This window comes from Pararhizobium arenae (assembly GCF_001931685.1).
Taxonomy (GTDB): Bacteria; Pseudomonadota; Alphaproteobacteria; order Rhizobiales; family Rhizobiaceae; genus Pararhizobium; species Pararhizobium arenae.
Genome location: NZ_MOOY01000001.1, coordinates 635,421 through 661,456, shown reverse-complemented (window position 1 = coordinate 661,456; position 26,036 = coordinate 635,421). Strand labels below are relative to the sequence as shown.

22 protein-coding genes and 1 tRNA gene are annotated in these 26,036 nt (G+C 60.0%); 9 read left to right on the top strand and 14 right to left on the bottom strand.

What is annotated here, in order from left to right; genetic code table 11:
* Window position 1 precedes the first annotated feature (1 nt).
* Window positions 2-193, top strand: coding sequence for a hypothetical protein (locus BLX89_RS03235; RefSeq protein WP_075289162.1), 192 nt, complete (start codon window positions 2-4; stop codon window positions 191-193).
* Entirely contained in the window at window positions 190-441 is a 252-nt protein-coding gene (locus BLX89_RS03230) for a hypothetical protein (protein WP_075289161.1), read from the top strand. Before BLX89_RS03235 ends, BLX89_RS03230 begins: the two co-directional genes overlap by 4 nt.
* Before the next feature lie 788 nt (window positions 442-1,229).
* Here the strand turns inward: BLX89_RS03230 and BLX89_RS03220 are convergent.
* From BLX89_RS03220 to BLX89_RS03210, 3 genes are all read right to left on the bottom strand, one after another.
* Window positions 1,230-1,303, bottom strand: a tRNA-Cys gene (locus tag BLX89_RS03220).
* Window positions 1,304-1,658: 355 nt separating this feature from the next.
* Window positions 1,659-2,369, bottom strand: a complete 711-nt coding sequence (gene lexA, locus BLX89_RS03215) for a transcriptional repressor LexA (protein WP_075289159.1) — start codon at window positions 2,367-2,369, stop codon at window positions 1,659-1,661.
* Between the two features lie 171 nt (window positions 2,370-2,540).
* A complete protein-coding gene (locus BLX89_RS03210) occupies window positions 2,541-2,759 on the bottom strand; it encodes a hypothetical protein (protein WP_075289158.1) in 219 nt (72 codons plus the stop codon).
* A gap of 198 nt (window positions 2,760-2,957) precedes the next feature.
* On the opposite strand from BLX89_RS03210, the gene BLX89_RS25305 reads away from it, so the two are divergent.
* Complete coding sequence (locus BLX89_RS25305; protein ID WP_280950553.1) at window positions 2,958-3,092, top strand: hypothetical protein; 135 nt, start codon at window positions 2,958-2,960, stop codon at window positions 3,090-3,092.
* An 83-nt stretch (window positions 3,093-3,175) separates the two neighbouring features.
* Here the strand turns inward: BLX89_RS25305 and BLX89_RS03205 are convergent, their stop codons facing one another.
* The 4 genes from BLX89_RS03205 to BLX89_RS03190 form a co-directional block, all read right to left on the bottom strand.
* Complete coding sequence (locus BLX89_RS03205) at window positions 3,176-4,687, bottom strand: DEAD/DEAH box helicase (protein ID WP_075289157.1); 1,512 nt, start codon at window positions 4,685-4,687, stop codon at window positions 3,176-3,178.
* A gap of 234 nt (window positions 4,688-4,921) precedes the next feature.
* Entirely contained in the window at window positions 4,922-6,262 is a 1,341-nt protein-coding gene (locus tag BLX89_RS03200) for a M23 family metallopeptidase (RefSeq protein ID WP_075289156.1), read from the bottom strand.
* Window positions 6,263-6,380: 118 nt separating this feature from the next.
* Complete coding sequence (locus BLX89_RS03195; RefSeq protein WP_075289155.1) at window positions 6,381-7,208, bottom strand: ferritin-like domain-containing protein; 828 nt, start codon at window positions 7,206-7,208, stop codon at window positions 6,381-6,383.
* Window positions 7,205-7,690 (bottom strand): peroxiredoxin, encoded by a 486-nt coding sequence (locus BLX89_RS03190; protein ID WP_075289154.1) that lies wholly within the window; start codon window positions 7,688-7,690, stop codon window positions 7,205-7,207. The genes BLX89_RS03195 and BLX89_RS03190 overlap by 4 nt, the downstream gene beginning before the upstream one ends.
* Before the next feature lie 323 nt (window positions 7,691-8,013).
* On the opposite strand from BLX89_RS03190, the gene BLX89_RS03185 reads away from it, so the two are divergent.
* The gene (locus BLX89_RS03185) at window positions 8,014-11,406 is read left to right on the top strand and encodes a YhdP family protein (protein ID WP_075289153.1); all 3,393 of its coding nucleotides are present in this window, start codon (window positions 8,014-8,016) and stop codon (window positions 11,404-11,406) included.
* 54 nt (window positions 11,407-11,460) lie between these two features.
* On the opposite strand, the gene tyrS is transcribed toward BLX89_RS03185, so the two are convergent.
* The gene (tyrS, locus tag BLX89_RS03180) at window positions 11,461-12,714 is read right to left on the bottom strand and encodes a tyrosine--tRNA ligase (RefSeq protein ID WP_075289152.1); all 1,254 of its coding nucleotides are present in this window, start codon (window positions 12,712-12,714) and stop codon (window positions 11,461-11,463) included.
* Window positions 12,715-12,866: 152 nt separating this feature from the next.
* On the opposite strand from tyrS, the gene BLX89_RS03175 reads away from it, so the two are divergent.
* Together BLX89_RS03175 and BLX89_RS03170 are read left to right on the top strand one after the other, a co-directional pair.
* Window positions 12,867-14,006: an anhydro-N-acetylmuramic acid kinase gene (locus tag BLX89_RS03175; protein WP_075289151.1), complete on the top strand. Its 1,140-nt coding sequence runs from the start codon at window positions 12,867-12,869 to the stop codon at window positions 14,004-14,006.
* A gap of 129 nt (window positions 14,007-14,135) precedes the next feature.
* Window positions 14,136-15,326, top strand: a complete 1,191-nt coding sequence (locus BLX89_RS03170; RefSeq protein WP_075289150.1) for a GGDEF domain-containing protein — start codon at window positions 14,136-14,138, stop codon at window positions 15,324-15,326.
* Between the two features lie 218 nt (window positions 15,327-15,544).
* On the opposite strand, the gene BLX89_RS24580 is transcribed toward BLX89_RS03170, so the two are convergent.
* On the bottom strand, window positions 15,545-15,700 hold the full coding sequence (locus BLX89_RS24580) for a hypothetical protein (protein ID WP_158025932.1): 156 nt from the start codon (window positions 15,698-15,700) through the stop codon (window positions 15,545-15,547).
* A 169-nt stretch (window positions 15,701-15,869) separates the two neighbouring features.
* Here BLX89_RS24580 and dnaE point away from each other — a divergent pair, with 169 nt between their 5' ends.
* Window positions 15,870-19,373 carry a DNA polymerase III subunit alpha gene (gene dnaE, locus BLX89_RS03165; RefSeq protein WP_075289149.1) on the top strand — a complete coding sequence of 1,168 codons (3,504 nt, stop codon included), beginning with the start codon at window positions 15,870-15,872 and terminating at the stop codon, window positions 19,371-19,373.
* A 17-nt stretch (window positions 19,374-19,390) separates the two neighbouring features.
* Here dnaE and BLX89_RS03160 read toward each other — a convergent pair whose 3' ends face one another.
* The 4 genes from BLX89_RS03160 to BLX89_RS03145 all read right to left on the bottom strand — a co-directional run bounded on the left by BLX89_RS03160 (window position 19,391) and on the right by BLX89_RS03145 (window position 23,087).
* Window positions 19,391-20,656 (bottom strand): L,D-transpeptidase family protein, encoded by a 1,266-nt coding sequence (locus BLX89_RS03160; protein ID WP_143523444.1) that lies wholly within the window; start codon window positions 20,654-20,656, stop codon window positions 19,391-19,393.
* Between the two features lie 122 nt (window positions 20,657-20,778).
* A complete protein-coding gene (locus tag BLX89_RS03155) occupies window positions 20,779-22,071 on the bottom strand; it encodes a DNA polymerase IV (RefSeq protein WP_075289148.1) in 1,293 nt (430 codons plus the stop codon).
* 88 nt (window positions 22,072-22,159) lie between these two features.
* Complete coding sequence (locus BLX89_RS03150) at window positions 22,160-22,819, bottom strand: hypothetical protein (RefSeq protein WP_075289147.1); 660 nt, start codon at window positions 22,817-22,819, stop codon at window positions 22,160-22,162.
* Between the two features lie 4 nt (window positions 22,820-22,823).
* Window positions 22,824-23,087, bottom strand: coding sequence for a DUF3572 domain-containing protein (locus BLX89_RS03145; protein ID WP_075289265.1), 264 nt, complete (start codon window positions 23,085-23,087; stop codon window positions 22,824-22,826).
* A gap of 161 nt (window positions 23,088-23,248) precedes the next feature.
* Here BLX89_RS03145 and BLX89_RS03140 point away from each other — a divergent pair, with 161 nt between their 5' ends.
* Both BLX89_RS03140 and BLX89_RS03135 read left to right on the top strand, forming a co-directional pair.
* On the top strand, window positions 23,249-23,620 hold the full coding sequence (locus BLX89_RS03140) for a response regulator (protein WP_056326449.1): 372 nt from the start codon (window positions 23,249-23,251) through the stop codon (window positions 23,618-23,620).
* A 75-nt stretch (window positions 23,621-23,695) separates the two neighbouring features.
* Complete coding sequence (locus BLX89_RS03135; RefSeq protein WP_075289146.1) at window positions 23,696-25,063, top strand: PleD family two-component system response regulator; 1,368 nt, start codon at window positions 23,696-23,698, stop codon at window positions 25,061-25,063.
* Between the two features lie 728 nt (window positions 25,064-25,791).
* Here BLX89_RS03135 and rpmG read toward each other — a convergent pair.
* Entirely contained in the window at window positions 25,792-25,959 is a 168-nt protein-coding gene (gene rpmG / locus BLX89_RS03130) for a 50S ribosomal protein L33 (protein WP_075289145.1), read from the bottom strand.
* Between the last annotated feature and the right edge of the window lie 77 nt (window positions 25,960-26,036).

Sequence of the window (26,036 nt, the reverse complement as noted above, 5' to 3'; positions counted from 1 at the left end):
AATGGAGCTCGCGAAAATCCCCGCGTCGTTGAAGCAGGCCTGTGCCAAGGCGCAGGAACTGCCCGACCGTGCGCTCTACTCCGACGAGATGGCCCGGCTATGGGCCAAGGACCGAGCCGAGCTCGGCGACTGCGGCCGGCGCCATGGCGCGCTGGTCGAAGCTGTGGGCGCGATTGAAGGGCAAGGTCGATGAGCTTCTGGGAATGGCTTGCGAGCAAGAATGGTGAACTCGCCCTGGCTGGCATAGCCGGATCGGCGGTCAGTGTGGCAATGGAATGGACCGGCGTCCTGCCGGCGCTGAGAAAGCTTTTCGTCGGCGCGGTCACGGCCTATTATCTGGGACCGATCGGCGTGCCGATGTTCCGCTGGGCGCTGGGGCAGATCGATGTTGGGGAACAAGCCGCTTCGGTCGGGGGTTTTATCATGGGGGTAGGCGGGTGATCATCGTCGAGATCATCCTCAAGGCATTTCGTATCCGCAGGAACGAGCTGAAGGATAACGCGCCATGACCAAGTCCAAGGCGAAAGTGCTTCATCAAGCGGCTAAGCCTCAGATCCCCACCACCGTCGTGGCGTCACTTCTGGTGGCGGGATACATCCTGTTTCAGTTCCTGGGCCAGCTTTGACTATGCAGATGCTGAATCCTGTTTGAACGGATAGTGCTCCCAGCACCACCACCGGGCTTCGACATTCTTGCTCGACGCGAAACCAGCGATCCCCCATTTTCCGCATCCTGCCACACAGCACTTTGGCGCATAGTGCATGCCGGCGGTTGCTACGGCGCCGCCGTTTTCATCCGACATCTTTGCTTCCCCGTCGTCAATCGGCCCGCATCAAGGTATGATAATACTCCTCTACCATGCGCGAAGCTTCTCGCGCTGTCGGCGAGTATCCCTGATGTGGCATTGGCCGCCTCACCTTGACCCGCGGGCCCTGGCCTGACCATTGCCATTGAGCACGCTTTGGGCCGGCATTTTCAAGCCGGATCCGACCGATATGCACGTCGCCATCAAGGCCAAGGAAATCTTGCAACGGCTCGCCGTTAAGCCCGGTCTCTCCGGGCCAAGTAGGACGCCAACGATATAGCGGTTGATATTCTGCCATGGTCCACCCGCGGAACAGAACGCCAACGGGCGTTCATAATGAACCGGTCAAAACGTTCATAACAGCGCGGCAGTCTCCCGCCTGAGAACCGCAGCTAATCATTTGTTTTTGTGATGAAAGAAAGTTTGGAGGCCTCGCCCGGAATTGAACCGGGGTACAAGGATTTGCAGTCCTCTGCGTCACCACTCCGCCACGAGGCCTCACTGGCCCGGTCAAACCCGGGCCGTTGCGAGCGTTTAGAATCATCCTAGACAATTCGCAAGGGGGTAGGGGGGTGAAACTGGTTTTTTTCCCAATCCATGGCTGCGTCCCACCGGCAGATGTTCTGGTTAAGGACCTGAAAACCCTTAAGCGAAGCGAAAATCGCCTCAGCCCTGCCGAGACTTGAGGCCGCCAATGGCGGCTGCCGCGGGCCACTCAAGCCCCATCGACATTCAGACTATGCGGTCTCGAACAGCACTTAACCGTGATTCCGATGCTCGCACGGGAGCACGCCGCGAGCCTGTGCGAAAAAGAACCATTTCCGCAACGGGCTGGACTGAACGGCGATTGATCCTAGTGATAACGGCGAATAAGTCCCACGAGTTTGCCCTGAATCTTGACGCGGTCGGGGCCGAAAATACGGGTCTCGTAAGCCGGGTTGGCTGCCTCAAGGGCGATGGACGCGCCTTTGCGGCGGAAGCGCTTCAGCGTTGCCTCCTCGTCATCGACGAGGGCCACCACGATCTCGCCGGGGCTGGCACTGGTCGTGTTGCGGATGATGACCGTGTCTCCATCCAGAATACCGGCCTCGATCATCGAATCACCGCGAACCTCAAGAGCATAGTGTTCGCCAGAGCCGATCATTTCCATGGGCACGGAAATGTCGTGCGTGTTGTTTTGGATCGCGGAAATGGGAACACCGGCGGCGATCCGCCCCATCACGGGCACGCTGACGGAGTTGCCGTCGAGCAGCGGCTGCGGCGCCTTGGGGGCGGGTGGCGGCGTGTCGCGACTTCCCTGGATGACACTCGGTGAAAAGCCGCGCTTCGGCTGCAAACTGGGGGAATAGGCCTCCGGAAGCTTGATGACCTCCAGCGCTCGTGCCCGGTTCGGAAGCCGGCGAATGAAGCCGCGCTCTTCCAGCGCCGTTATCAATCGGTGGATGCCGGATTTCGACGCCAGATCGAGCGCGTCCTTCATCTCGTCGAACGACGGTGGGACGCCGGACTCCTTCATCCGCTCGTGGATGAAAAGCAGCAGTTCCTGTTGCTTGCGGGTCAGCATAACGGTTCACTCCGGAATCGCGGAAACAAATCAAGAACAGACACTATCTGTTCCAGTTGTGTTCCGCAAGTCCTAAAACGAAGTGAGGCCCGGCTATGCAGTTGAAATAGCGCCGCCGCTCCTGCCTGTAGCTCAACAGGATGACGTTTGCAGCGATCAGCGACGTCTCGCCTAATGGTAGTAATAACAGGTACAATCCGCCTTGCTGTCGTCGCTGTCATTCCAGACGCGCACGGCCAGCCGGCGCGCAGCACCGGCGTCATCAAGGCGAACGCCCAGAAGCGCCGTTGCGGCGAGCTTCGGGTTGAGCGCATTGACTTCGATAATCGAGCCGACCTGATGCACGCCTTCGTGCGGTGTCCAGCTAAAGAACTGCAGGCTGTAATGCATCGCTATCCTCCATAACATCGCATTCGCTGGGTTCAAGCGACGAGCATACCATGATTTTGAGAGGCGGTCACCGGCTTCCCAGCCGTCGATCTCGATTGTTCAATACTGGATGCAGTGTTCACTGTTCATGGGCTTATAAAGGTGAACAATCAGGCGCATATTCCTCTCAACGCTGTTGCCCATCTAGAGGAAACCACGATGAGAGAGCCGCTTTTTCGATTTGGAGATTTTGCGATCTGGTCCGCCATTCTTGGTACGGTGATCGCATACCAGCTCTGGAGCCACACGGCTCAGGGGCCGTTGACCACCGCTCTTGTGGTGGTCGGTGGCTGAGCGTCCTGCCACGCCCCGTAAAAACAAACCGCCCGCGCTTTCGCACGGACGGTTCCATTATTTTAACCGGCAGGATGTCGCGATCAGGCCTTGCCGGCGATCAGCATGAAAGCCGGAATGTCATCGCCGAAGCCGACCGGCGTCGGGCCGTCATCGTGATCGCGGCGGTAGCGGTTGCGGCGATCGCGGTTGTCATCGTTGGCAGCATGCGGTGCAGATGCATGCCGATTTGCATTGCGAGACGCATTCTGCTGCGGCTTGGTATCTGCCTTACGTTCTGTCTTCACGGGTTCCGCCTTTGCTGTAACCGCTGCTTCGTTTGCGAGCGCAATATCGTCTGATTTGGTGTCCGATTTGTGACTGGAGGCGTCGTTGCGCCTGCCGCGCTTGCCGTCGCGACCGCGTTCCGAGCGACCGCGTTCGGATTTGCCGCTGTCGTGGCTCTCCATCGGGGCCGGCAGGCTGGACAGATCGCCGTTCAGCCATTCGATCTTCTGGTCGATGAGTTTCTCGATGGCGTCGGTGAACTTCGTATCGCGCTTGCTGACCAGCGTGAACGCAGCACCCGAACGGCCGGCGCGGCCGGTGCGGCCGATGCGGTGAACATAATCTTCCGCGTGGATCGGCACGTCGAAATTGAAGACGTGGCTGACGTCCGGGATGTCGAGGCCGCGGGCGGCAACATCGGATGCGACGAGCAGCTGGATATTGCCGTCCTTGAAATTGGCAAGCATCGTCGTGCGCGAACGCTGATCCATATCACCATGAAGCGCGCCGACGGAGAAACCATGACGCTCCAGCGAGCGGAACAGATCGGCGACATCCACCTTGCGGTTGCAGAAGATGATCGCGTTCTTCAGTTCTTCCTGTGCCTTGATGAGATCGCGCAACACAGCGCGCTTCTCGTAATCTTTCGAATGCGTTGCGACAAAGCGCTGGCTGACGGTCTTTGCCGTCGAGGACGGCGGCGCCACTTCGATGCGTTCCGGGTTCTGCAGGAAGCGGTCGGCCAGCTTCTGGATTTCCGGCGGCATCGTGGCCGAGAAGAACAGGGTCTGACGCGTGAAGGGGATAAGCTTGGCAATGCGTTCGATGTCGGGGATGAAGCCCATGTCGAGCATGCGGTCCGCTTCGTCGATCACAAGGATTTCGACGCCGGTCATCAACAGCTTGCCGCGTTCGCAGTGATCGAGCAGTCGGCCGGGAGTGCAGATCAGCACATCCGCGCCACGCTCGAGCTTGCGATCCTGTTCATCGAACGAAACGCCGCCGATCAGGAGGGCGATGTTGAGCTTGTGGTTCTTGCCGTATTTTTCAAAGTTTTCGGCAACCTGGGCGGCCAGCTCGCGGGTCGGCTCGAGAATCAGCGTACGTGGCATGCGAGCCCGCGCGCGGCCTTTTTCGAGGAGCGTCAGCATCGGCAGCACGAAGGAAGCTGTCTTGCCCGTACCCGTCTGTGCAATACCGAGAATGTCGCGACGTTTGAGGGCCGGCGGGATGGCTCCTGCCTGGATCGGCGTCGGGATGGTATAGCCCGCATCCGTGACTGCGGAGAGTACCTTTTGGCTCAGGCCAAGATCAGAAAACGTGGTCAATTGGAAATCTGTTTCCGTTCCGGTTCGGGAGAACACTGGTGAAATCGCGCTCGCTCTTGGGGCGCGTTGTGGGGGCTCTTAGGCTGAATACGGAACAAAGTCAAGAAAACCGGGCATTTGATTGATTGCCCGGTCAATAAAAAGAAGTAATTTCGTCATGCTTTTTAAGGTTTGGCGCGGCAACTGCGGCATTGCGCATCGTGTCTCGTGATGCGCGGCAGGCGCTGCAAGGTGTCAGTTCACCAGTTTTTCCAGTTTCAGACCGGCCATCAGGAAGCGCATGGGATCGACGGCCTCGCCGTTCAAGCGGACTTCGTAATGAAGGTGAGGGCCGGTCGAGCGGCCGGTGTTGCCTGTCTTTGCAATGGCCTCGCCAGCCTTCACATGGTCGCCGACATTCACGAGAATGCTGGACAGATGCGCGTAGCGTGTCGTGACGCCATTGCCGTGATCGATTTCAACCATGTTGCCGTAGCCTCCGTTTCGGCCGGCGGAGATGACGGTTCCAGGAGCCGTTGCGGAGATGCGCGTGCCGATCGCGGCACGAAAATCGATGCCGGCGTGCAGAGCGAGCCGGCCGAGAAAGGGATCCAGACGATTGCCGAACCGGCTCGTGATGTCGCTCGCCGGGGAGGGGTTGTCGAAGGGCAATTTCTTTACCTGGCTACGCATCTCTTCAAGCCTGCCGAGCGCACCGTCCAGGGCGACCAGGGATGCGTCAAAATCCGCGGCGGTTTCCGGGGCGACGTAGGGGCCGCCGATGTCCAACTGCGGCTCGTCCGGAAGGCTTGCGGCGGTTTCAGGCGACGGCGCTGGGTCGGTCATGCGAATGCCGGTGCGCGAGAGGATGGCGGCGATCTCGTCGGCGGCTTGGTCGGTCTGTTCGGTCAGGTTTTCCACCCGCATGCGTTGCGCGCGTTCGATATCCTTGAGCGAAAGGGTAACGCGGGAAAAAAGCCGGTCGGCGCGATCGGAGGTCGATTCGCGTGCGGCGGTCGGCGCATAGGCAAGCGCGGCCGGGACGGGAACGGTGGTGGACGGCTGATCGTCCTTGGCGATGCCCATCAGCCGTTCGATCGCGGCAAGGCCGCGTGAACCGGCGGCGTCAGCGCGCTTTTCGTAGGCGTTGATAGCAGGTGCTGTCCCCTGATCCTCGGAAGCGGAAACGCCGGCGTCTTCGGCGCGGTCGAGCAGCGAACCGAGCTTGCCGTGACGCGAGGTAAGGGCAAGCTGCTGTTCTAGCAGCTTTTCGACCTTTTCCTCCACGATCTGCTGATCGAGCAGCTGACGGCTGGTGACGCGGTCGACCTGCGCCCGCAGTGCGGCGATCCGGTCTTCATATTCGTGCTGCATGCGCGCCTGACGCGCCATCGTGCCGCCGATGAGGTCGTCGCGCAGCACGAGATAGGAGGTGGCGGCCAAATAGCCGATGCTCAAGGCGGAGATGAGGCTGACCGAAAGAGCGGCCATCCAGGGCTGGAACGTGACGTGGCGGACCTTGTCGCCCTTTGCAAGGATCAGGATGTGTTTTTCGGCTTTCCTGCCGAAAACGCGATTTTCTGCCCGCCCTGACACCTGATCGCCCTCGCCGCATGACTGCGTTTCTGATGGGAGCGATTAGAGCTTGTTAAGGTTAATAAAGCCTTTAAATCCACTCATTCCGTGCGACGGAAGCGGCTTGGCTCGGCGGATTTCAGATATTCGTCGAGGCGGTCATCGAACGGTAGAAGGACGGTGTCAGTCCGGCCTCGGCCCGTGCGACGTCGTTGAAGGGTGCCTTCAGCGGACCGCGGAAATTTGCCCGCACCAGCGCCTGAAAGGCTGCGGCAGGATCCTTCTTCTGGCGCGCGCAGAGGAAACGGAACCATTTCGCGCCGACCGCAACATGGCCTTTCTCGTCCTCATAGATGACGTCCAGCACAGCGGCTGTCTTAAGGTCGCCGGCTTCACGCATCTTGGCCTGAAGTGCCGGCGTCACGTCGAGGCCACGGGCTTCGAGGATGAGCGGTACAACGGCGAGGCGCGCCGTCAGGTCGTTTCTGGTGTCGTGAGCGGCCTGCCACAAGCCGTCATGGGCCGGCATGTCTCCGTAGTCTGCCCCCAGTTCGCGCAGCCGTTGCCGGACGAGCCGGAAATGTTTTGCCTCCTCGAAGGCTACCCGCATCCAGCCGTCGAAAAAGGAGTTCGGCACTTTTTCCGACGCAAACCGCGCCACGATATCCAGCGCCAGATCCACGGCGTTGAGTTCTATATGGGCGATGGAGTGGAGAAGGGCGATGCGTCCCCGCGTCGAGTTGAGGGATCGCCGCACCATTTTGGTCGGAGCGATGAGTTCCGGGCGCTCCGGTCGTCCCGGACGATCCGGGACCGCCAGATCGAGTGGCGAGCGAAGCGACAGCGTGCGACTTTCCCAGCGCCGCGCAGTTTCCTGCGCAAGCGCCGTTTTTTCATCGAGATCCGCAGCGGCGATCGCCTTGGCTGCGCCGTCGCGCAGGCTGTGGATGCGGGGAAGGTCGCTCATGAGCGATGAGCGTCCACCTCGGTTTTCGTTTGCTCGAAAACCTCATCGACATGGCCGGGAACCTTGACCTTCTCCCAGATCCTGCGGACCGTTCCATCGGGGCCGATCAGAAGCGTGGTGCGCTCGACCCCCATGTATTTGCGTCCGTAAAGCGATTTTTCCACCCAGACGCCGTAGGCTTCGCAAACGGCTTTTTCCTCGTCGGATACAAGCGGCGTGACCAATTCGTATTTCCGAACGAATTTGTCGTGCTTCTTCACCGGGTCAGGCGACAGCCCCAGGACATCGACGCCCAGCGCCGCGAAATCTTTCATCCTGAGACTGAAATCCACCGCCTCGGCGGTGCAGGCGCTGGTGTCATCTTTTGGATAGAAGAAGAGAACCAGCCACCGTCCGGCATAATCGGATAGCGCCACGGTTGCTCCGCCGTCTCGCGGAAGCTTGAAATCCGGAGCCTTGTCACCCATTGCTACTTTTGCCATGAAACGACCTCGCTTTTGTCCATTTTCCATAATAGGCAGCCGCTCCGGATTTAGCGGCGCGTATCCGGCACGTAAAGCCCTCGTGCGGTCCGGGAACGGTCTTGTGACCGCTGTGATGGCATAGCAAGGCAAAGTCGTTGATTGAGGCGCTCGTCGGGCCGCTTCGGCTTGACGTGCAGCAGGCGTCCGTCCGATATGCGGGGCGTGCCTTCAAGAGCCTGTTCGATATTGATCTACCGTGCTCCTCGGCGTTCGGGCAGACGGGCGAGGAAAACGAGACTTATGACTGGACAGAGATTGCTTGACGGGGGCACCCTGCGCCGATGAGCGACATCCGCGGCGAAAAAGTCAGGTTCGGCAAGGGCGATATAGTCCCCCTTCACAAACTGCCTTCGGCGCAGGCGCACGACCCGTGCATTGTCCACGCTCCGTCGCGTCGCAGCGGTCTTCACATGACTGCTGGTGTTTTCCTCGGTTTCTGCACGTTCGCGCTTGCGCTTGTGATGCTGATTCTGCTCGCGGTCGAAGGCGGGCTGATCGACCGGCCTTTGAACGCGCGCGCAACAGCTGCCTTGAATTCGGCCCTCGGGAATGCCTATCGCGCCGAGGTCGCTGGCACGGTTCTGCGGATGACCGGCAACGGCGCCCTGACGCTCAAGGCGCGCGATGTGACGCTTGTCGAGAAAGTGTCCGGCAAGCGGCTGATTACCACCAACTCTGTCTACATCGAGCTCGATACGCTCGCATTGCTGACAGGCAGGGTCGCGGTTCAGCGGATTGAGGCGGAAGGGGCAATGCTTGATTCGGCCCTCTTGCCCCAGGGCAAGCCGATCGACCTCACCAGCATCCGGATCAACAACGCGGGTAAGGGGCTTGAGGCCGCCTTTGACCAGGTCAATTCGATCTCGCAACTCATTGCGCGCAGCAACACGCAAAATGTTCGCGTTGCCGATATGCGGTTGTCCTTCGTCGGGCCGCGCAAGAGAACCGTTCCGGTGATCATCGAAACGCTCGATTTTTCGCGGGCTGCCGATGGTTCGATGCGGATCCAAGGCGCCTTCGATATCGATGGAGCCAAGGCGAGGCTTGAACTCGCCGCGACCGGGCGGTCGGGAAGCATCGACCGACTGGATGGAACCGCGTCCGGTTTTCCATTGCAGGCTCTGCTGCATCGCGCGGCGACCGATACCGAAGCGGCCTTTGGCATCGACAGCAATGCGAGCCTGACGATCAAGGCGGTGCGCGGCGCGAATGATGCCGCGCCAAGCCTGGAACTCAATGCGCTGACGGAGGCCGGCATTTTCGAAGCGGGCGGCCTTTCCTCGTCGCTGAAACCGTCAGACATCAACCTTGCCTATGACTTCAAGCGCGGTTCGGTCGAGATATTGCCATCGACCATTCGCGTCGGCCGTTCGGTGTTTCCTTTCTCCGGAGCGATCATCGATCTGGATCAGGTCAATGCGGACCCGCGCAAGGGCTTTGCGATCGATCTTCTCGTTCAGGGGGCAAGCTCCTCCCCGGAGGACGTCAGCGAACCCCCGCTGATTTTCGACGCGAAGGCGCGCGGTGTCTTCCTGTCCGAGGTTCACGACCTTGTTTTCGACGAATTGAAAGTCGCCAGTGCGCAGGGATCCGTTGCCGGCTCCCTGGCCATGAAATTCGGCGAAACGTCACCGCAACTGAGTTTCGTCGCCGTTACCGATAAAATACAGTCGTCCGCCGTCAAGCAGCTTTGGCCCTGGTGGATTGCGAAGACGGCCCGCAAATGGGTTGTCGCCAATATTTTCGGCGGCACGGCGACAAACGGCAAGATCGAGGTGTTCCTGCCCGAGGGGCGCATCGCCCGAAATGTCGGCCCGCTCAATCTCAATGCGAAGGAACTGGCGATCTCCTTCGACCTTGCCGACGCGCGCATGAATGTCGCCGGCAATATCCCGCCGCTGAGGGACGCCGCGGCGTCTTTCGCGCTCAAGGGAGAGAATATGCAGATCGACATCAAGGGCGGTACTGCATATTTCGGTACGGGCCGTTCCGTCACGCTCAACGGGGGTGATTTCGTCATTCCCAAGACCTACGAAAAGCCCCTCATGGCGGAGATGCGGCTCGATCTTTCCGGGTCGGCCGACGCGCTGGCGGAGCTTTCGAGCTATCGACCGATGCAGGCGCTGCAACGCACGCCTTTCAAGGCAGAGGACCTGTCCGGCCCGGTAACGGCGACGGTGGGCGCGCGCTTCGGCCTCCTCCAGTCCCAGAGCCCGCCGCCGCCGCAGTGGCAGGCCGAAATCACGCTGGAGGGTGTCGATCTCAAGACGCCGGTGGCCGGGCACGAAATCACGGCGCTCGATGGCACGCTGCGGATCGACCAAAGTAAGGCCGAACTGCAATCCGATGCTGAGATCGACGGAAACCCGATGGAACTCGATGTGGTGGAACCGATCGGAGCCGGCAGCACGATAAAGCGCCAGCGCCTGATTTCCGGCAAGCTCGACGACAAAACCATCAAGAAACTCGCACCGGGCCTGTCCGCTATCATCGGCGGCGTCGTGGGCGTCGAGATCGACATCAACGACAAGGGCGTCCAGACCGTATCTGCCGACCTGGGCGACGCTTCGCTGAACCTGCCATGGATCGGCTGGTCGAAGGGGCGGGGAATCGGCGCCGATCTGGATTTTTCCGCCAAAACGGTCGATGGTGTCACGAGTATCGAAAACCTGGTGCTCAAGGGCGACGGCTTCGGCGTGATCGGTGCGATCGATGTCGACAAGGGCGGCTTGCGAAAGGGTGAATTCGGGTCGGTTCGGCTGGCCGCCGACGATGACTACCGTGTCTCGATCCGGCGTACCGAGCCCGGGTATGACGTGAACGTGACGGGACGCGCAGCTGATTTCCGGCCCATTCTTGCGAGCGTGAAATCCTCCACGGGCGGCAAGAGCAGTGGCGGAAATAAGGTGTCCATTGCCGCGAAACTGGATGTCGTCAGCGGCTTTCATTCCGAGACGCTCTCAAACCTTGATCTTCGCTATGCGGCGCGCGGGCGTCAGATCGATGCCTTGAACCTCTCGGCCGTGACGAAGACCGGGCAGGCCGTCGTGGCGCGGCTGGTGGCAAGCGGCCCGGACAATACGCTCGAACTGACGAGTGGCGACGCCGGCGCCCTCGCGCGCTTTGCCGATCTCTACGGCAACATGCGGGGCGGGCTCCTGAACGTGAAGCTTCGCGACAGGGGTGGTGATTCGTGGCGCGGCAGCATCGATATCCGCAAATTTTCGTTGATCAACGAAGCCCGGTTGCAATCGATCGTCTCAACCCCGACCGGTTCGGACGGCAGAAGTCTCAACCAGGCGGTCAAGCGCGATATCGATGTCCGCTCCGCCCGGTTCGAGCGCGGCTATGCCAATCTGGCGATCGATCAGGGGGTGATCGCGCTGGATGGCGGCATTGTCCGGGGTGTCGATATCGGAGCCACGTTCCAGGGGGTCCTGCGCGATCGCAACGGGCTGATGGCGATGACGGGCACATTCATGCCGGCCTACGGGTTGAACCGCCTGTTCGGGGAGTTGCCGCTCATCGGCACGCTTCTGGGCAATGGTCGTGATCGCGGACTGCTGGGTATTACATTCAAGCTGACCGGGCCGTTCGACAAGCCGAACCTTGCGATCAATCCCCTGTCCATCATCGCGCCTGGCGTCTTCCGCAACATTTTCGAATTCCAATAGAAAAGCCGGCGCTAGCGCCAGCTTTTCAGGGCATAACTGCTTACGTTGAAGGGCTCAAGCCGGGCGCACCAGGGCGTGCTTCTTCTTGCCGACGGAAAGCTTGATCACGCCATCGGCGGTTAAGTCGCCGGCACCGATGAGGAGCCGGTCGTCGGAAACGGCGTTGTCGTTGATCCGGACAGCGCCGCCCTGAACATGACGCCGCGCCTCGCCGTTCGATGCGGCGAAACCGGCACGCACGATCAAAGACAGAAGGCCGATGCCTTCGCCGAGTTCGGCTGTAGAAACGTCGATCGTCGGCAGGTTTTCGGCGATCGCGCCTTCCTCGAATGTCTTGCGGGCCGTCTCCGCGGCCTGTTCGGCCGCATCGCGTCCATGCAGCATCGCCGTGATTTCCGTGGCGAGGATTTTCTTTACCTCGTTGATTTCCGAGCCGCCGAGTGCCGAAAGCCGGGCGATCTCGTCCATTGGCAGCGTCGTGTAAAGCTTCAGGAAACGCGAGACATCGGCGTCTTCCGTGTTGCGCCAATACTGCCAGAAATCATAGGCCGACAGCATGCTCGGATTGAGCCAGACGGCGCCGTTCACGGATTTGCCCATCTTTGCCCCGGACGCGGTCGTCAGAAGCGGCGACGTCAGCGCGTAGAGCTGCGGCGTGCCCATGCGGTGGCCGAGGTCGATGCCGTTGATGATGTTGCCCCACTGGTCCGAGCCGCCCATCTGCAGGCGGCAGCCGGTGCGCTGGTAAAGTTCGACGAAGTCGTAGGCCTGGAGGATCATGTAGTTGAATTCCAGGAAGGACAGCGACTGCTCGCGGTCGAGGCGCGTCTTGACGCTGTCGAAGGCGAGCATGCGGTTGACCGAGAAATGGCGGCCGACATCGCGCAGGAACTCGAGATAGTTTATGCCGAGCAGCCAGTCGGCATTGTTGATCATCAGCGCGTCCTTCGGACCGTCGCCGTAGGTCAGGTAGTTCGAAAACACGGTCTTGATGCTGTCGATGTTGGACTGGATCGTTTCCGGCGTCATCAGCTGGCGCGCCTCGTCCTTGAAGGAAGGATCGCCCACCATGCCGGTGCCGCCGCCCATCAGCGAGATCGGCCGGTGGCCGGTCGCCTGCAGCCAGTGCAGCATCATGATCTGGATCAGACCGCCGGCGTGGAGGCTCGGCGCGGTCGGATCGAAGCCGATATAGGCCGTCACGGTTTCCTTGGCGAAGAGGGCATCAAGACCGGCGTCATCGGACGTCTGGTGAATGAAACCGCGCTCTTTCAGCGTGCGCAGGAAATCGGACTTGTACTCGGACATGAGATCGTCTCTCTCGGTGGCGTGTTGGGGGAGAGCGGAGAATGCGCTCTTGTTGGATCACGGCGGCGCGTTTACCACTCTTTTCGCAAAGATGCACCTGTTTGCAGCCGTCAAACTGCCGAACCGGCGAAGGCGAAGGAAGTCGACGAAGAATGACCGCGTTACGAACAGCAATCGGCCTCATGAGCGGCACCAGCCTGGACGGGATAGACGTCGCGCTCCTGCGCACGGACGGCGAGAGCGTGGTCGAGCGCGGGCCTTCCATAGGGTTGGCCTATGACGGGCATTTTCGTGAGAGGCTGAAACAGGCGCTCGTTGAAGCCCGCAACATCGCGGCGCGAACGGACCGGCCTGGCGACCTCTTCGCGGTCGAGCGAAACCTGACCCTTCGCCACGCCGTCGCGGTCAGCGATTTTCTCCATCGCCAAGGGCTTGAGGCCGATGCCATCGACGTCATCGGTTTCCATGGGCAGACGGTGCTGCATCGACCGGATCAGGCGCTGACCGTTCAGCTCGGTGACGGTCAACTGCTGGCGGACCTGACCGGCATTCCCGTCGTCTACGATATGAGGGCCAACGACATGCTCCACGGGGGGCAGGGCGCGCCGCTCATCCCCGTCTATCACGCGGCGCTCGCACGAAGTCTGGGAGATGGGCCGGCCACGGTCTTCGTCAATATAGGCGGCATCTCGAACCTGACCTTTATCGGCGCCGATGCAGAGCTCGTCGCCTTTGACAGCGGCCCCGGCAACACGCTGATCGATCAGTGGGTCGAGCGCCATACCGGGAGCGCCTTCGATGCGGGCGGCGAGATCGCCAGCCGCGGCAAGGTGCTGTCTCCCCTGGCTGATCGCTATCTCGGTCACTCGTTTTTCTCGGCCAATCGACGTCGCTCCCTGGATCGAAACGATTTTGTGGCCCCGGCGTCGTCCGAAGCCAACCTTGAGGATGGTGCCCGCACGCTCGCCTTCGTGACCGCCGCGGCAATCCTCAAATCCGCGTCGCACCTGCCGGAAAGGCCGAAGAGATATGTCATCTCCGGTGGCGGACGGCACAATGGCACCATCATGGCCGATCTTGCGGACCTTGCCGGAAGAGACGGCGCGCAGGTCGTGTCTGCGGAGGATATCGGGTTCGATGGCGATGCGATGGAAGCCGAGGCATGGGCCTATCTTGCCGTTCGGTCCGAGCGCGGACTGCCGTTGACGTTTCCGGGCACGACATCGGTCGCCGTTCCGGTGACGGGCGGCGTGCTGGTCAAGCCGGGGCGTCATGCAGAGACTCTGACCTGAAACCTATCGCGATAAAAGGCAGTTAACGCTTCCTTTGCCCTGAACCGCTAATCTGTCCGGCATTGTGCCCGCAGAGGCGGGCTTGCGCACAAAGGAAAGGCGCTGACAGCGCTGGCGACGGACGAATTTATGAGCGGCGCGTTATTTCTTCTGATCGTCAATTTCCTGATCGCGCAGCTCTTCTGCGTGTTCTTCCTGGCGATCTCGGGACGCAGCCGCGTACCCGCCGCCGGACGCTGGTTTGCTGTCGCATTCGCGACAGCTTCCCTTGCCGCCATTTTCGAGCTTCTCATCCGTTTTGCGGATTTCGACAGGCTCTGGTCCTTCGGTGCATTCGCCTCGTTGCTTTTCGGTGTCTACCTCATTCGTGTCGGGATAGGCTGTCTTTACGCGATGCCGGTCAGTTCTGGGGCCGGACTGCTGCTGTTTGGCGTTTCCTTTGCCGTCAATCTTATGATCTACGACCTGCCGCGCAACAGCTGGGGCCATTCGCTCGGCTATCAGCTCCCGTTCTTCGCGGTGGAAATGATGTCGGCGCTTGCGGTCTACCGCTCGGGTCGCAAGGGTGCCGGCGACAGGCTGCTGATGGCATTGCTGGTGCTGACCGGGCTTCATTTCGCCAGCAAGTCCTACTTCGCTGTCATGACCGCCGGGCCGGATGCCCAGGCTTATCTTTCCAGCGTCTATGCGCTGGTTTCCCAGAGTCTCGGGGCAATTCTGGTCGTCTCGACGGGGCTGACCCTGCTTGCGGTCATCGTCACGGAAATCATGGACGATGCGAAAAGCCGTTCCGAAATCGATCCCCTGTCGGGGCTGCTCAATCGCCGCGGCTTCTTCGAGCGGGTCAACCGTGTCCTAGCACGGCCGATTGCAGCGTTTCCGCACAGCGTGATTCTGGTGGATCTCGATCACTTTAAGGCGGTCAACGATACCTATGGGCACTTCTCCGCCGATCAGGTGATCGTCACGCTTGCCCAGACCTTGATGGAACATGCGCCCTCCGACGCGATCTGCGCGCGGCTGGGTGGCGAAGAGTTCGCGGTCTTTCTTCCGTCATCGGGCGATGCCACGGGCTACCTCTTCGCGCAGGCGGTTCGCGGCAACTTTTCTTCGCATACCTTCTCGGGACTGCCTGAAGATGTTCGCCTGACGGCGAGTTTCGGTGTCTGCGCCATGCGCAATGCACGCGAACCGATCGACATGATTCTTCAGTTGGCCGACAAGGCGCTCTATGAAGCGAAGAAAAGCGGCCGCAACCGCGTCGTCAGGGCAAACCGGACGGAATTGGAAATGCCGCCCGCGCTCGCGCGCCAAGCCTGAATCGCCGACTGAAATTGAAAAGGTCGACAGCGCTTCTGCGTTGTCGACCTTTTCAAATGCGCCGCGTCCAGCGCTCGATTTAAGGCAAGAGCCGCTAGTTCATCCGTAGTCAGCCTTACTGTCAGATAATCTGGCATGTCGTGGTTAACGATTTATGAACGACCTACGCCGTCGCGGTCTGTTCCTCCTGCGGCTTCGTTTTCCTGCGCGGTAAGATATCATTCACCATCGGCGACGGCGGCACGTCTTATCGGCTGTAAGCGCTTGACGAGTGAACAAATATAGAACAAAATAAAAACATAACGGAAAAGGAGAAACGAAATGACCGATTTTCTTCGCGATCTCGCTGCCTTCACCTCGATGATGATGTTCATTGCCAGCTTTTCCATTCTCGTCATGGGAATGTAATCCACTGCCCGTCTTCGGGGCTGGCTGTGGAAAAGCAGGCTTATCCCCGAAAGTTTCGATCACCGATGATGAAAAGTGGACATCAGCCGCCCGAAGGGGGATATCGTTTGCCCCTGACTGGAATCGGGGCGAACGATGGCGGATGTAGAAAAAATCGATCAGCAGGTTGCAGCTGGCGAGGGGGGTGATCCTCTCTTCGTGCATCTTCGGGTCCATTCCGCCTATTCGTTGCTCGAAGGCGCGCTACCGCTCAAGAAGATCATCAGCAAGGCCGTGGCCGATGGTCAGCCGGCGATCGGAATAGCCGATACGAACAATCTCTTTGCCGCACTCGAGTTTTCCCTGAAATCCACGGATGAGGGGCTCCAGCCGCTGATCGGCTGCCAGCTCTCCATTGACATGGAGGACGAAGCCGAGGGCGAAAAACGGGGGCACGCCCAACATCTGGCGAAGCTGCCGTCGATCGTGCTGATCGCGGCGACGGATCGCGGCTATGTCAATCTCGTCGATCTCGTCAGCCGCGCCTATCTCGATGGCGAAGGCGGGCAGGCGGTTCGGATATCGCTGTCCTGGTTGCGCGACAGTGGTGCGGAAGGATTGATTGCCCTGACGGGTGCCTCCAGTGGGCCGATCGACATGGCGGTCCGATCCGGTCACTTCGGGCTCGCCGAAGCGCGCCTGAAGGCTCTTGCCGCGATTTTCGGCGATCGGCTGTATGTCGAGCTTCAGCGCCACGGACGGTACGATCGACGCCATGAAGGCCGGATCATCGATCTGGCCTATAAACTCGATTTGCCGCTGGTTGCCACCAACGAGCCGTTTTTCCCGACGCCGGAAGAATACGACGCCCATGACGCCCTGATGGCTGTGGCCCACAACGCCATGGTCTCCGATGACAGCCGCTTTCGCCTGACGCCGGATCACTATCTGAAGAGCCGCAAGGATATGGCGGCGCTGTTCAGGGATCTGCCGGAGGCGCTGGAAAATTCGGTCGAGATCGCCCGCCGCTGTTCGTTTGTGCTGAAGACCCGCGGGCCGATCCTACCACGCTTCACCGGCGCATCCGACGATCCGCTGGAGGCCGAACGCGCCGAGGCGCAGGAGTTGCGACGTCAGGCCCAGGAGGGTCTTGAGGCGCGCATGAAGACGCTCGGGCTTTCTGCCGGCTATAGCGAAAACGATTATCGCGAACGCCTCGACTTCGAGCTGGGCGTCATCGAGCGGATGAAGTTCCCCGGTTACTTCCTGATCGTTGCCGACTTCATCAAATGGGCCAAGCAGCACGACATTCCGGTCGGCCCCGGCCGCGGTTCGGGTGCGGGCTCTCTGGTTGCTTACGCCCTGACGATTACCGATGTCGATCCGTTGCGTTTCTCGTTGCTGTTCGAGCGCTTCCTCAATCCGGAACGTGTCTCGATGCCGGACTTCGACATCGACTTCTGCCAGGACAGGCGCGAAGAGGTGATCCGCTACGTTCAGGGCAAGTATGGTCGCGAGCAGGTGGCGCAGATCATTACCTTCGGCTCGCTGCAGGCGCGTGCCGCCTTGCGCGACGTCGGGCGCGTGCTCGAGATGCCCTATGGCCAGGTCGACAAGATCTGCAAGCTCGTGCCGAACAACCCCGCCAACCCGACGCCGCTGTCGAAGGCGATCGAAGAAGAGCCGCGCTTCCAGGAAGAGGTCGAGAAGGAACCGGTCATCGGCCGGCTGCTCGACATCGCCCAGAAGATCGAAGGCCTTTACCGTCACGCCTCGACGCACGCCGCCGGCATTGTCATCGGCGACCGGCCGTTGTCGCAGCTGGTACCGATGTATCGTGATCCGCGCTCCGATATGCCCGTCACCCAGTTCAACATGAAATGGGTGGAGCAGGCCGGACTAGTGAAGTTCGACTTCCTCGGCCTTAAAACCCTGACTGTCCTGAAGACCGCCGTTGACTTCATCGCCAAGCGCAACATCTCCGTTTCGCTCGAATCGCTGCCGCTGGATGATGCCCGCACCTACGAAATGCTCTCGAACGGCGAGACCGTGGGCGTGTTTCAGGTGGAAAGTGCCGGCATGCGCAAGGCGCTCATTGGCATGCGCCCGGACTGCATCGAGGACATCATTGCGCTTGTCGCGCTCTACCGTCCGGGACCGATGGAGAATATCCCGGTCTACAACGCCCGCAAACACGGCGAGGAGGAGATCGAGTCGATCCATCCGATGATCGATTACCTGCTCAAGGAAACGCAGGGCGTTATCGTCTATCAGGAACAGGTAATGCAGATCGCCCAGGTTCTCTCCGGCTATTCGCTCGGAGAGGCCGATCTTCTGCGCCGCGCGATGGGCAAGAAGATCAAGGAGGAGATGGACAAGCAGCGCGCCCGCTTTGTCGACGGTGCGGTGAAGAACGGCGTCTCGAAACCGCAGGCCGACATGATCTTCGACCTGCTGGCGAAATTCGCCAACTACGGCTTCAACAAGAGCCATGCCGCCGCCTATGCCATCGTCTCCTACCAGACTGCCTATCTGAAGGCGCACTATCCTGTCGAGTTCCTTGCCGCGTCGATGACGCTCGATATGTCGAACACCGACAAGGTCAACGACTTTCGCCAGGACGCGGCCCGGCTCGGCATCAAAATCATTCCGCCATCCGTGCAGACGTCCTTCCGACGGTTCGAGACGGGTGACAATTGCATTTTCTACTCGCTTGCCGCGATCAAGGGCGTCGGGGAAGCGGCCGTCGATCACATTGTCCAGATGCGTGGAGACAAGGCTTTCGAAAGCCTTGAGGACTTCTGCCTGCGCATCGATCCCAAACTGCTCAACCGGCGCGTCTTCGAAAGCCTGATCTGCGCCGGCGCGTTCGATTGTTTCGGCCACGATCGCGCGGAACTGGTGGGCGGACTGGACCGCATTCTCGGGCTTGCGCAGCGTGCACAGGAAAACAAGGTCAGCGGCCAGAGCGATATGTTCGGGGCGGGTGCCGCAACCGGACCGGAGAAGCTTGGCCTGCCGGCCTACGCGCCCTGGCTGGCCTCGGAGAAGCTGCACCGGGAGTTCCAGGTGCTCGGTTTTTATCTCTCGGCTCATCCGCTCGACACCTATGGCGAGCTGCTTACGAAGATGCGTGTTCAGACCTTCGGGGATTTTTCCGGCTCGGTGAAGAAGGGCGCGACTGCCGGGCGTCTTGCCGGAACCGTTACCTCCAAGCAGGAGCGCAAGACCCGCACCGGCAACAAGATGGGCATCATCGCCTTCTCGGATTCGTCCGGCCAGTTCGAGGCCGTTCTTTTCTCCGAGGCGCTGAACCAGTATCGCGATCTTCTTGAGCCAGGCAAATCGCTCGTCATGACCGTGCAGGCGGAAGAACGACCGGAAGGCATCGGCCTGCGGATCCAGACGCTGCAGTCTCTGGAGGAGCGATCCCTGCAGATGCAGAAGGCCTTGCGCGTCTACGTGCGCGACAGCGGCCCGCTTCGTTCGGTGGCAAGCCATCTGAACACAAAGGGGGATGGCCTCGTGTCCTTCATCGTCATCAAGGACAACGGCCAGCGGGAAATCGAGGTCGAACTCAACGAACGCTACCGCATCTCCGCCGAAATCGCTGCTGCCATGCGCAGCACGCCGGGCGTTCTGGATGTCGAGCTAGTGTAGGTTTCAGGACGGCGACCTCAACCCTTCGAGGCGGCGTGGGTGATTGTGATGAAGTCGGTGCCTTTGCCGGTTTCCGGTCCCAGGCCGTTGTCGCTGACGGTCAGCGACGAGCCATCGACGAGCATCAATTCGATGCGCTCGCGGGTTTCCGGATCCAGGCTGAGGCGTGCGAGCGTCAAGGCCGCGGCGTTGTAAACCAGCGGATCGGCGTCCTCGGTAATGCCGAGGCGCGTTTTCATCGCCTTGGGCAATGTGTTGTCGAGCGTGGTCGCATACCATTCGCCGCCTTTTTCGGTTGCCTTGTCGTCTTTGTCATCAACGGCGAGAAACTGCATGAAATGCGTGCCGAGCGCCCTCTGCGGATCGGCGATCGTGATCGGCGCTTCGAAAACCGGCAGGAAATCGCGCCGGATCATGATCTGCCCGTTGGCGGGGGTGCCTTTACCGGTTTTTCGGTAAAGCAAGGCCACCAGGTCCGCCGTGATCCTTGGATCGACCTTCAAGCCTTCGCTTTCCTGAAACGCCCGGATCGCGTCGAGGGTCTGCGACCCGGCAAAGCCGTCCGCTATGCCCGGGTTGAAGCCAAGTTCGCTGAGGAGGCGCTGCACATCCATCGTCGTCTCGCGCTGGCCGCGCCAGGTGATCAGCATCCGGATCGGCGATCCCTCCGGCATCTCCATCCGTTGCGGGTTGGGCTGTTCCTGCATAGCCACTTCGACGGAAGCCGACTGTGACGGGAGGTGCGACACGGTCGGGCGAAGCTCCACATCGGAGAGAAGCGGGGGCGAGGGCGGGCGTGGGCGAAAGAGAAAGGCATGTTCGATCGAAGCCGGCGTGACCTGCTGTTCGGAAATCAGCACATGCATGCCCATGGACGTCATGCCGAACAGGCTCTTTGCGAAATCGTTCGGCATGCGCACGCAGCCGTGCGACGCCGGATAGGCGGGAACATGACCGGAGGCATGCAGCGCGATGCCGGACCATGTAAGGCGCTGCATGAAGGGCATCGGCGCGTTCGAGTAGATGTTCGAGCGGTGGTGACGCGCCTTCTGCAGAATGGAGAAGATGCCGGTCGGGGTCGCATGACCCTTCTTTCCCGTCGAGACGTGGGACGTGGCGATCACCGTGTCGCCATCATAGACGACGAGGGACTGCTGCTGCTTAGAGACGATGACCTGAAGCGGTCGGTCTTCGGCAGCGAGCAGGGAGGCGCTGCCCAGAGCCGTGGCGGCAATGAGGGTCAGGTAAAAAAGTCTGGACCGAAATGCGATACGCTGAACCATGACGACATCCGGAGTTCGTTATCCGGGCTTTGTCGCGACACATGCGGCGGCTCCCGGAGGAGAAGCTACCGTAGCGGAAGGGATTTAAGGAAGTTTTGCCAACGGTTTGGATCGCGCCGGCGTCAATGTTCGCGGCGGCCCTTTCCGAAGGTATAGCCGGTTTCGACGCTGGATTTGCCGAACTTGTCGCGCAGCTGGTTCATGGCGGCTTCGGCTGCGGCGCGTCGGCCTGCATTGCGATCGACGAGGTCGGGCGGGTCGGCCAGCGACGGATCGCCGAGATCGTTGACGCCGATGCCGATGAGCCGGAATTTCGTGCCGTCCGTTTCCCGGTCCAGAAGTTGCATGCTGGTGTGAAAAATGCGGTCGGCGAGTTGGGTCGGGCTGTCCAGCCGTCGGTTGCGCGTGCGCAGCTTGAAATCGGCTGTCTTCAACTTCAACACGACCGTCTGCCCGGCGATCTGCGATTTCCGCAGTCGTGCACTCACTTTCTCGCTGAGGCGGCGAAGGTGCACGACAAGATCGTCATAATCGCAAAGATCGTCGTTGAACGTGGTTTCGGAAGAAACGCTTTTTGCTTCGCCGTTGGTTTCGACCTGCCGCTCGTCCCGCCCGCGCGACAGGCGGAACAGGCGTTGTCCCATCGTGCCGTAGCGCCGCATCAGGTCGCCTTCCTCCATGGTCTGAAGTTGGCCGACGGTGCGGATGCCGTCACGCTCCAGGGTCGCGGCAAATGCCTTGCCGACGCCCCAGATCAGCGTCACCGGTTTTTCCCGCAGGAAATCGAGCGCTTCCGCCTCACCGATGACAGAGAATCCGCGCGGCTTCTGCAGATCCGAAGCGACCTTGGCGAGAAACTTGCAATAGGACAGGCCCACGGACACGCTGATTCCGATCTCGGCCTCCACGCGGCGCGCAAAACGCGCGAGGGTGAGGGCGGCGGAGGCGTGATGCAGCCGTTCCGTGCCTTTCAGTTCCAGAAAGGCTTCATCAATGGAAAGCGGCTGCACCAGAGGCGTCAGCTCCTGCATCATCGACCGGACCTGCCGTCCGACGGCAACGTATTTCTCCATATTCGGCTTGATGACAATTGCGTCCGGGCAGGCTTCGAGGGCCTTGAACATCGGCATGGCAGACCGAACGCCATGCACGCGGGCAATATAACAGGCCGTCGATACGACCCCTCGTTTGCCGCCGCCGATGATGACAGGCTTGTCGACCAGATCGGGATTATCGCGCTTCTCGACCGACGCATAGAAGGCATCGCAATCGATATGGGCGAGCGTCAGCCGGTGAAGCTCGGGGTGGCGCAGGAGGCGCGGACTGCCGCAGGCCCTGCAGCGGCGCACTTCCGTTGACTGGTCGGTCAGACAGTCACGGCAAAAGCCGAAATCGGATAGGGGATCGTCTGCCATGGCGCGGAACAAAGGTTGAACGGCTGCACCCTAACGCAAAATGAAGGCGATCGAAACGTCTTTGATCGCCGATCCCGTGCCTTCTGTGTCATGGCCATTTTTCTGACTTGCCAAACAGGTGCGCGCTGACAAGCGCCGCGACATCGTCCCAGTTTGCCGCTCGATAGATGCCCGGACCGGGCGCCGGCGCCATGGCGCGAAAATCGTCATTGACCATCAGGTTGATCAAGAGGCATTCGGGCACATGCTCACGTACGGAGAGCAGATTGCGGGCGATGTCGTCTATGAAGGCGCAGGGCACAGGCATGCTCTCACGCAGTGCCTTGATGACGGCCCCCTTGGGGCCTTCGGTCGCGAGCAACGGATAAATCAGATCGTGGCGATCAAGCAGGACGCGGCGGACGGCAGCGTGCCTCGCGGGCATCGCCGTCAGGAAAACGAGATCCGCGTCGCGGGAGAGTGCGGCAAGCGTGCTCACCGCATTTGGAGCGGGAACCTGCCAGGCCTCTTGTGCGGTGAAGAAACGATCCAACAGCGATTTGACGTCCTGCTCGGTTGCCGCTTCCCCGGTGGCATTCGAGATGATGTTTCCCGTCAGGGCGAAGGAGCGGGGGATGAGATTGTAACCCTCCGACACCAGGAAACGGCCGAGCGGCGTCACGAACTCAAGAACGACCTCGTCGATATCGCAGATGATCAGCGGGCGCCCCGTCAGCTTTATGTGGGCGAAATCGGGAAGGTTTGTCACGGGCTCAATAGTCAACGGGGCCGGAAAGGCTCATATGCGCGGAAACGACGTCTTCAGGCTTTGTGTCCGTTGCCTGGCAGAAGGCAAGCAAAGTCGGCTCGTGCTGCATCAGAAAATCGACGACGCCGGCGAGAAATCCGGGGTATCTTGCAGCGCTGCGCAGAGATGACGGGTCCGTCCCGCTCAGGGCCATGAAGCGGTCGAGCAGGTCCGGCTCGCTGGCAAGCCAGCCCAGAATCGTGATCGCGACGTCATCGGCAGATTTCACGTTATGCATCCTTCTACGCCTCTGGCGATTTTCCTGCGAATATTACCTGTTTTTCAACCAAATAGCCTTAGAGTTGCGATCTGGCCAAGGTGAAACTGGCGCAGCGGCACCTTATATGCAAGTCAAGGTGACGCAAGCCGGAATGCGGATAAGGGATGCCAATGCCCAAGCAGGTTATGATAGTCGAAGACAACGAGCTGAACATGAAGCTCTTTCGAGACCTTATCGAAGCAACCGGATACACCACGATCCAGACCCGCAACGGCATGGAGGCGCTGGAGCTTGCGCGCAAGCATCGTCCAGACCTGATCCTGATGGACATTCAACTGCCGGAGGTCTCCGGACTTGAAGTGACCAAGTGGTTGAAAGAAGACGACGAATTGCATGTCATTCCGGTGATTGCCGTGACCGCTTTCGCCATGAAGGGTGACGAGGAGCGCATCCGCCAGGGTGGATGCGAGGCCTATGTTTCCAAGCCCATCTCCGTTCCCAAATTCATCGACACCATAAAGACGTATCTGGGCGATGCATGATGCGTCAGCTGATATCCGCCAGGCGATCTGCAGGGGCGATATCGGCAAGCCGAAACGATCTGACAGGACCTTGATATGACCGCCCGCATTCTTGTCGTTGACGATATACCCGCAAATGTGAAGCTGCTCGAAGCGCGGCTGGTGGCGGAGTATTTCGATGTACTGACGGCGAAGGATGGCTACGAGGCGCTCGCGATCTGCGAAAGCCAGCCCGTCGATCTGGTGCTGCTGGATATCATGATGCCCGGTATCGATGGTTTCGAAGTGTGCGAGCGCCTGAAGGCAAGCGGCCGCACGTCTCATATCCCGGTCGTCATGGTGACGGCGCTCGACCAGCCGTCCGACCGTGTTCGCGGGCTTAAAGCCGGTGCCGACGATTTTCTGACCAAGCCGGTCAATGACCTGCAGCTGATGTCGCGTGTGAAGAGCCTCGTGCGCCTGAAGAACGTCAGCGATGAGCTGCGCCTGCGCGCCGAGACGGCGCACAGCGTCGGGCTTCAGGACCTCAATCGCACCGATCGCCCCGATGAACCGGGCAGCGTCCTGCTTGTCGACGGGCGCGCGGGCTCGCAGGATCGCCTGATCCGCGCCTTGAAGCCAATCGCCGAAGTCGTTGCAATGTCCGATCCGCAAGCCGCGCTTTTCGAGGCGGCGGAGCGCAGTTTCGACCTCGTGATCGTCAACAGCAACTTCGATGATTACGATCCGTTGCGGCTTTGCTCGCAGCTGCGCTCGCTGGAGCGCACGCGCTACATCCCGGTGCTTCTCATCGCAGAGCAGGGGCACGAGGACATGGTCGTGCGTGCGCTGGATCTTGGCGTGACCGACTACCTGATCCGCCCTGTCGATTCGAACGAACTCGTCGCCCGCAGCCTGACGCAGATCCGCCGGAAACATTACAACGACCGGCTTCGCTCGAGCGTGCGCCAGACCATCGAACTTGCCGTAACCGATGGGCTGACTGGCCTTCACAATCGCCGTTATCTCGACAACCACCTCAAGATTCTTGTGGAGCGCGCTATTGCGCGCGGGCGGCCGCTTTCCGTCTGCATCACCGACATCGACCGCTTCAAGAGTGTCAACGATACCTATGGCCATGACGCCGGCGACGACGTCTTGCGCGAATTTGCCCGTAGGGTGCGGGCGACCGTGCGCGGCGCCGATCTCGCATGCCGTTACGGTGGCGAGGAATTCGTCGTCGTCATGCCGGATACGCCCGCCGATGTCGCGACGCTCATTGCAGAACGCCTGCGGGGCATTGTCGAAGGCCAGCCATTCGCCTTGGCCGAAGCGTCGACCCTGCTGAATATCACCGCGTCATTGGGAATAGCGACCTTGAACCTTGCCGGGGATACGCCGGAATCATTGTTGAAGAGGGCGGATACGGCTCTTTACCAGGCGAAGGCGAACGGACGGAATCAGGTGGTCGCTGCGGCCGCCTGACCTTGCGCCGCGCGTGACGCGCAGGTGTCGGTTTGGGTTTTTCCACAGAATTTGCCGATAACGCTGTCTTCTCAGTGCGGTCATAACCGGCGTATTCCGGTTTCGCATCTTGAGAGCCGTAAAATCTTTGCCGGATACAGAAATTAAAAAATAATATAATTCTAATAATAATGATAATTCATGTATTTGCGGAAAAAATTGACGTGCAAATTCATACGCCGGTTGCGCAGGTCCAAGTATATGAAATTATTATAAACATCTGATGTTCGGTGCGATGAATTAAGCCGGTGATGCGATTTGTACTCCTACAGGTTGCGTGAATTAACCAGTTTTGCCGTTATTTGAAATTTCTGATTAAGAATTCATTGATTTTTTATTCGTTTCAGGCAATTCTCATATTCAAGAGAGATTTACTCTCAACGCTTACCCCATGATGCTCAGGTCCGCCGCATCTCCTGGGTCGTGGGGTTTGTCGGCTGATATCTGGCAATTGCGGTTCCTCGTGCCGCCGCCGGAATCAGCCGACACCCATTAAAAACGCCGCCCTCGATTGGGGTGGCGTTTTTTTATGTCTTCATTCTCGACTCCAAGGCTTTGCCGGGGGAGACAGTCTCCAAATCCATAGCGTTCACGGCAAAGGAAAAGGCGCCAGACCTTTTCGGTCGGCGCCTTCGGATCGTAGCAACAATCAGCTTGGCGTTTCTGCCAGCCGACCTGGTTCCAAGATCTTACTTGATCTTGGTTTCCTTGAATTCAACGTGCTTGCGGACGACCGGATCGTACTTGGTCTTGGTCATCTTGTCGGTCATCGTGCGGCTGTTCTTGGTGGTGACGTAGAACGTACCGGTGTCGGCCGTCGACAGCAGCTTGATCTTGATTTTTGCAGCTTTCGCCATGGTCTTCCTGCCTTTTATAAAAAACAAAAGCCGGGAAGGTCCGTTAAAGGGCCCGGCAAACTTGGCGCGAAACTACA

Bases quoted from the DNA above. Each gene is read 5' to 3' on its own strand.
- BLX89_RS24580 (WP_158025932.1), bottom strand. From the start codon at position 15,700: ATGAACATCATCATCGAGGTGAAGGCAGCGAGATCGCGAAGAAAATCG.
- BLX89_RS03195 (WP_075289155.1), bottom strand. From the start codon at position 7,208: ATGAGCGACCTTCCCCGCATCCACAGCCTGCGCGACGGCGCAGCCAAG.
- BLX89_RS03235 (WP_075289162.1), top strand. From the start codon at position 2: ATGGAGCTCGCGAAAATCCCCGCGTCGTTGAAGCAGGCCTGTGCCAAG.
- lexA (WP_075289159.1), bottom strand. From the start codon at position 2,369: ATGCTGACCCGCAAGCAACAGGAACTGCTGCTTTTCATCCACGAGCGG.
- BLX89_RS25305 (WP_280950553.1), top strand. From the start codon at position 2,958: ATGAGAGAGCCGCTTTTTCGATTTGGAGATTTTGCGATCTGGTCCGCC.
- tyrS (WP_075289152.1), bottom strand. From the start codon at position 12,714: ATGTCCGAGTACAAGTCCGATTTCCTGCGCACGCTGAAAGAGCGCGGT.
- rpmG (WP_075289145.1), bottom strand. From the start codon at position 25,959: ATGGCGAAAGCTGCAAAAATCAAGATCAAGCTGCTGTCGACGGCCGAC.
- BLX89_RS03185 (WP_075289153.1), top strand. From the start codon at position 8,014: ATGAGCGACATCCGCGGCGAAAAAGTCAGGTTCGGCAAGGGCGATATA.
- BLX89_RS03210 (WP_075289158.1), bottom strand. From the start codon at position 2,759: ATGCATTACAGCCTGCAGTTCTTTAGCTGGACACCGCACGAAGGCGTG.
- BLX89_RS03230 (WP_075289161.1), top strand. From the start codon at position 190: ATGAGCTTCTGGGAATGGCTTGCGAGCAAGAATGGTGAACTCGCCCTG.
- BLX89_RS03190 (WP_075289154.1), bottom strand. From the start codon at position 7,690: ATGGCAAAAGTAGCAATGGGTGACAAGGCTCCGGATTTCAAGCTTCCG.
- BLX89_RS03135 (WP_075289146.1), top strand. From the start codon at position 23,696: ATGACCGCCCGCATTCTTGTCGTTGACGATATACCCGCAAATGTGAAG.
- BLX89_RS03170 (WP_075289150.1), top strand. From the start codon at position 14,136: ATGAGCGGCGCGTTATTTCTTCTGATCGTCAATTTCCTGATCGCGCAG.
- BLX89_RS03155 (WP_075289148.1), bottom strand. From the start codon at position 22,071: ATGGCAGACGATCCCCTATCCGATTTCGGCTTTTGCCGTGACTGTCTG.
- dnaE (WP_075289149.1), top strand. From the start codon at position 15,870: ATGGCGGATGTAGAAAAAATCGATCAGCAGGTTGCAGCTGGCGAGGGG.
- BLX89_RS03160 (WP_143523444.1), bottom strand. From the start codon at position 20,656: ATGGTTCAGCGTATCGCATTTCGGTCCAGACTTTTTTACCTGACCCTC.
- BLX89_RS03175 (WP_075289151.1), top strand. From the start codon at position 12,867: ATGACCGCGTTACGAACAGCAATCGGCCTCATGAGCGGCACCAGCCTG.
- BLX89_RS03140 (WP_056326449.1), top strand. From the start codon at position 23,249: ATGCCCAAGCAGGTTATGATAGTCGAAGACAACGAGCTGAACATGAAG.